Source organism: Streptomyces sp. 13-12-16 (assembly GCF_002114215.1).
Lineage (GTDB): Bacteria > Actinomycetota > Actinomycetes > Streptomycetales > Streptomycetaceae > Streptomyces.
On the sequence record NZ_NCTE01000488.1, the window covers coordinates 1 to 4,924 of the forward strand.

General features: G+C 72.1%; 5 protein-coding genes. 3 read left to right on the plus strand and 2 right to left on the minus strand.

All coding sequences use genetic code 11. The annotated features are described in order from the left end of the window. The first annotated feature begins 472 nt into the window (after positions 1-472). The gene (locus B7767_RS19360) at positions 473-1,057 is read left to right on the plus strand and encodes a biotin transporter BioY (protein WP_085573281.1); all 585 of its coding nucleotides are present in this window, start codon (positions 473-475) and stop codon (positions 1,055-1,057) included. 80 nt (positions 1,058-1,137) lie between these two features. Here the strand turns inward: B7767_RS19360 and B7767_RS19365 are convergent, their stop codons facing one another. Continuing rightward, entirely contained in the window at positions 1,138-2,604 is a 1,467-nt protein-coding gene (locus B7767_RS19365) for an amino acid permease (RefSeq protein WP_085573282.1), read from the minus strand. A 203-nt stretch (positions 2,605-2,807) separates the two neighbouring features. Between B7767_RS19365 and B7767_RS19370 the strand changes: the two genes are divergently transcribed. Beyond that, the gene (locus B7767_RS19370; RefSeq protein ID WP_085573283.1) at positions 2,808-3,293 is read left to right on the plus strand and encodes a ribose-5-phosphate isomerase; all 486 of its coding nucleotides are present in this window, start codon (positions 2,808-2,810) and stop codon (positions 3,291-3,293) included. 233 nt (positions 3,294-3,526) lie between these two features. Then, positions 3,527-4,348 (plus strand): Fpg/Nei family DNA glycosylase, encoded by an 822-nt coding sequence (locus tag B7767_RS19375; protein WP_085573284.1) that lies wholly within the window; start codon positions 3,527-3,529, stop codon positions 4,346-4,348. Between the two features lie 4 nt (positions 4,349-4,352). Here B7767_RS19375 and B7767_RS19380 read toward each other — a convergent pair. Continuing rightward, positions 4,353-4,924 (minus strand): sterol carrier protein domain-containing protein (locus B7767_RS19380; RefSeq protein WP_179167203.1); only part of this gene is annotated, 572 nt, incomplete at its 5' end.

The following is a 4,924-nucleotide window of genomic DNA, read 5'->3' on the forward strand; positions in this document are numbered from 1 at the left end:
CGAAGCATGGGAACTTCCTCGGGAACGGGTCCGACACTGCGCCGTCGTACGGGAGTCGAGGCGCGCCGGATCCGCTCCGCCCGCCCCGCTAGGGGAGGCGACAGGCGGTGGCGCCCACGCGTCGCAGGTCGACGTGGCGACGCGAGGTGAAGTTCCGGGACTGGGCGACCATGGCTCGAAGCTAGCAAATCGCCTCCGCGCTGCCCAGACGGCGACCGACGGGCGAGACGGCGTCCGGGAGGCCGCGCGGCCCGTTTGGTGGATCCCTACAGCCGCCGTACCACCCGGAGGTGTCGGCGAAACCACCTCACCTCAGTGACCGGCGTCACCTCACGCCCCTCATCACCCCGCCCTTTGTCAGGAGCCCACCAAGACCGTGTCGGCGCCTTTGTCGAGCGCTGACGGTGATCGGCGCGCGGGCGCCGGTATAGCGTCGCGGTGTCCCCAACCGCCCTCACCCCGCGGAGACCTCATGAGCACCGCCACCGTCACGTCCGCCCGATCCGGACAGGTCCTCGCGGACCTCGTCCCGGCCTCCCGCGTCCGGGACGCCGCGCTCGTGCTCGGCGGCGCCGCGCTCACCGGCCTCGCCGCCCAGATCGCGGTGCCCGTCCCCGGTTCCCCGGTGCCGGTGACCGGCCAGACCTTCGCGGCGCTCCTCGTCGGCACCGCCCTCGGCGCCCGCCGCGGGTTCGCCTCCCTCGCGGTGTACGCGCTGGTGGGCGCCGCCGGCGTGCCGTGGTTCGCGGAGGGCAGGTCGGGGATGGGCATGCCGTCGTTCGGTTACGTCCTCGGCATGCTGCTGGCCTCCGTCGTCGTGGGTGCCCTGGCCCGCCGCGGTGCCGACCGCTCCGCCTGGCGCACGGCGGGCACCATGGTGCTCGGCTCGGCGGTCATCTACGCCGTCGGCGTGCCCTACCTGGCCCTCGCCACCGGCATGTCCGCCTCCGCCGCGATCGCGGCCGGCCTCACCCCGTTCCTCATCGGCGACGCCCTGAAGGCGGCCCTGGCGATGGGCGTGCTGCCGACGGCCTGGAAGCTCGTGGACAAGCGCTGACCGTCCGGGTTCCGCGGCGAGAGGCCCGGCGGTGCACCACGTGGTGCACCGCCGGGCCTCTCGCCGTGTGTACGGGTGCCTCAGCCGGCCGGGATCTCGTCCCGGTCCTCCGCGCGGCGCCCGGCCACCCGCTGCTTGACGACGGCGATGACGAGCACGATCGCGGCGACCAGCAGCGACAGCAGCATCGTCGTACGCCCGTCGTGCTCGGTGTCGGTCAGCATGTAGCCGAGCACGAACACGATCAGCGCGGCGCTGGCCCACGTCAGGTACGGGTACAGCCACATCCGCACGACCAGCTTCTCCGGCGCCTCCGCCTGGATGATCTTCCGCATGCGCAGCTGCGAGAAGCAGATCACCAACCACACGAACAGCGCGACCGCGCCGGAGGAGTTGACGAGGAAGAGGAAGACGGAGTCCGGGAACTTGTAGTTGAAGAAGACGGCGACGAAGCCGAACACCACGGACACGAGGATCGCCGTGCGCGGCACACCGCGGCCCGTGGTCCGGGCGAACGCCTTCGGCGCGTCCCCGCGCCGGCCGAGCGAGAAGGCCATCCGGGAGGCCGTGTAGAGCCCGGAGTTGAGGCAGGACAGCACGGACGTCAGCACGATGAAGTTCATGATCTGGCCGGCGTGCGCGATGCCGAGGGAGTCCAGGGCGGCGACGTACGAGCCGTCCTCGGTGATGGACTTGCTGTCCCACGGGAGCAGACAGACCACGACGAGGATCGAGCCGAGGTAGAAGACGCCGATCCGCCAGATGATGCTGTTGGTCGCCTTGGTGACGGCGCGCTGCGGGTCCTCCGACTCACCGGCGGCCAGCGTGGCGATCTCGCTGCCCATGAACGAGAAGACGACGAGCAGGATGCCGGTGAGGATGGCGCCGGCGCCGTTCGGCAGGAAGCCGCCGTGCCCGGTGAGGTTGGCCAGGCCCGCCTGGTCGCTGTCGACGCCGGGCAGCACACCGAAGACGGCCAGTCCGCCGATGACGATGAACGCGCCGATGGCGACGACCTTGATCCCGGCGAACCAGAACTCGAACTCGCCGTAGGAGCCGACGGAGACCAGGTTGGTGGCGGTCAGCACCACCATCACGATGAGCGCCCAGCCCCACTGCGGGACGGCCGGTATCCATCCTTCGAGGATCGCGGCACCGGCGGTCGCCTCGACCGCGAGGACGACGACCCAGAAGAACCAGTAGAGCCAGCCGATGGTGAACCCGGCCCAGGGCCCGAGCGCCCGGTCGGCGTGCGCGGAGAAGGACCCGGAGGTCGGGTTGGCCGCGGACATCTCGCCGAGCATCCGCATCACCAGCACCACGAGCGTGCCGACGAGGGCGTACGACAGGAGGATGCCGGGGCCGGCGGTCGCGATGCCGGAGCTGGAGCCGACGAAGAGGCCCGCGCCGATCACACCGCCGATGGCGATCATCGACAGATGGCGGTTCTTGAGCCCGGCCTGGAGTCCGGAATCTCCCGGCGCCCCGGGATCGCCGGGCCTTCCGGGATCGTTCTCGGGCCTGGTGAGGGTCGGCTGCGAAGTCATGGGGTGGCCTTCCTTTGCGCCGGTGGAGCAGTCCCGTACGAGCGGGTACGAGCCGGACCAGTGAAACGGAGGCGAAAGAATTCGGAAACCTTTGATTCCGGATCGTTACTTGAGCTTTTCCTGAGCTTCTATGGATTTGCTCACACTTTTCACGCGGGGCACCCGACGCGCCTTCCCGGGAACCCCCGTGTCACACTCGGACCATGCGCGTGTATCTCGGCTCGGACCATGCGGGCTACGAACTCAAGAACCACCTCGTCGAGTGGCTCGAGGCGGCGGGGCACGAGCCCGTCGACTGCGGCCCGCACATCTACGACGCCCAGGACGACTACCCGCCCTTCTGCCTCCGCGCCGCCGAGCGGACCGCCGCGGACGAGGGCGCCCTCGGCATCGTGATCGGCGGCTCCGGCAACGGCGAGCAGATCGCCGCGAACAAGGTCGCGGGCGTACGGGCGGCCCTGGCGTGGAGCGAGGAGACGGCGGCGCTGGGCCGCCAGCACAACAACGCCAACGTGATCGCGGTGGGCGCGCGCATGCACACCCAGGACGAGGCGACGAAGTTCGTCGAGACCTTCCTGAGCACCCCGTTCTCCGGTGACGAGCGCCACATCCGCCGGATCGACATGCTCGCCGCCTACGAGACCACCGGTGACCTCCCGCCCATCCCCCCGCACCACCCGCAGCAGTAACGCCGCCGGGGCCCCCGGTGCACGGGCCTCGGGGGCGCCCTGCCCACGGCACGCACCGCCGAGGCGCCGCCAAGGCACCGACGGGGCGCGGAAGACGCGCCGGGGCGCCGGAGACGAGATCCCACCGGAGTCCGGGGCGGAGCCCCGGAACGAGCCGGGCCGTCCGGAGTGAACAGGGCCCCCGGCCGACCGGGTCGGCCGGGCGGTGGGCCCAAGCTTGGAAGGACATCCCCGTGCCGGAAGGCCACACCATCCACCGGCTGGCCGAGGACTACGCCGCCGCCTTCGCCGCCGGCGCCCCCCTCCGCGTCACCAGTCCCCAGGGCAAGTTCGCCGACGCCGCCGCCCTCCTCGACCGCACGCCGCTGCACACCACCGACGCCCACGGCAAGCACCTGTTCCTCGGCTTCGGCGACGCCGAGCCCGCCGAGTGGGTCCACATCCACCTCGGCCTCTTCGGGAAGGTCACCTTCGGCCCGGCCCCGGCGCCGCCGCCCACGGACACCGTCCGGCTCCGCCTCGCCGACGCCACGTCCTACGTCGACCTGCGCGGCCCCACCACCTGCGCCCTGATCACGGACCCCGAGAAGCAGGCGGTCCACGACCGGCTCGGCCCCGACCCGCTGCGCCCGGACGCCGACCCGGCCCTCGCGTACCGCAGGATCGGCCGCAGCCGTACGACGATCGCCGCCCTCCTCATGGACCAGAAGGTCATCGCGGGTGTGGGCAACGTCTACCGCGCCGAGGTCCTCTTCCGGCACCGGATCGACCCGTACCGCGCGGGCCGGGACATCACCGCGGCCGAGTGGGACGCGATCTGGGCCGACCTGGTCGCGCTGATGCGCGAGGGCGTCCGCCTCAACCGCATCGACACCGTCCGCCCCGAACACACCCCGGAGGCGATGGGACGCCCGCCGCGCGTCGACGACCACGGCGGCGAGGTGTACGTCTACCGCAGGGCCCACCTGCCCTGCCACATCTGTGGCGGCGAGATCCGCACCGCCGACCTCGCCGCCCGCAATCTGTTCTGGTGCCCGGACTGCCAGCGCCGCTGAGCCGTCAGAACCCGTGCGGCAGCCACGGCGCCGGGTCGCTCCCGAACGCCAGGGACGCCTCCGCCAGCGCGCCCCGCCGCGGCTCCGTCACCCGGCCGGCCGCCGCGAGCGCCGCGAGGCTCACCCCGCCCAGATACGCCGCGCCCAACTCCCGTACCGACAGGACGAGATCGGCCGGCTCGTCCGTACGCTCACAGGACGCGCCCTTGGTGTTCCCGCTCAGTCGCCAGCGCCCCGCGTTCCAGGGACAGAAGGCGTCCTCCACCTCGAACACGACGTCCACCGGCGCCCGGTACGTCCGAGCCCGCAGGGCCGCGCCGACGTCGACCAGCCGTACGTGGAGCGAGTCCCGGATCTCCGGCCGGCACCGGCGGATGTCGGACACCATGTACTGCCACGCCTCGTCCACCGGCCGGCCGCGTGCCACCAGCGTCGACGTCAGGTCGATGCCGAACAGGAACCGCCACAGCGCCGCGTCCGCCGCCGGGTCCAGCGCGGCCAGGGCGCTCAGGACCACCGAGCCCTCGTGCCCCGCCGGGCCGTACTCCCCCTTCACCCGGAACCGCGCGTACCCGA

What these genes read in the sequence shown, in the direction of transcription:
- B7767_RS19360 (WP_085573281.1), top strand. Translation starts at nt 473, where the DNA reads ATGAGCACCGCCACCGTCACGTCCGCCCGATCCGGACAGGTCCTCGCG.
- B7767_RS19365 (WP_085573282.1), bottom strand. Translation starts at nt 2,604, where the DNA reads ATGACTTCGCAGCCGACCCTCACCAGGCCCGAGAACGATCCCGGAAGG.
- B7767_RS19370 (WP_085573283.1), top strand. Translation starts at nt 2,808, where the DNA reads ATGCGCGTGTATCTCGGCTCGGACCATGCGGGCTACGAACTCAAGAAC.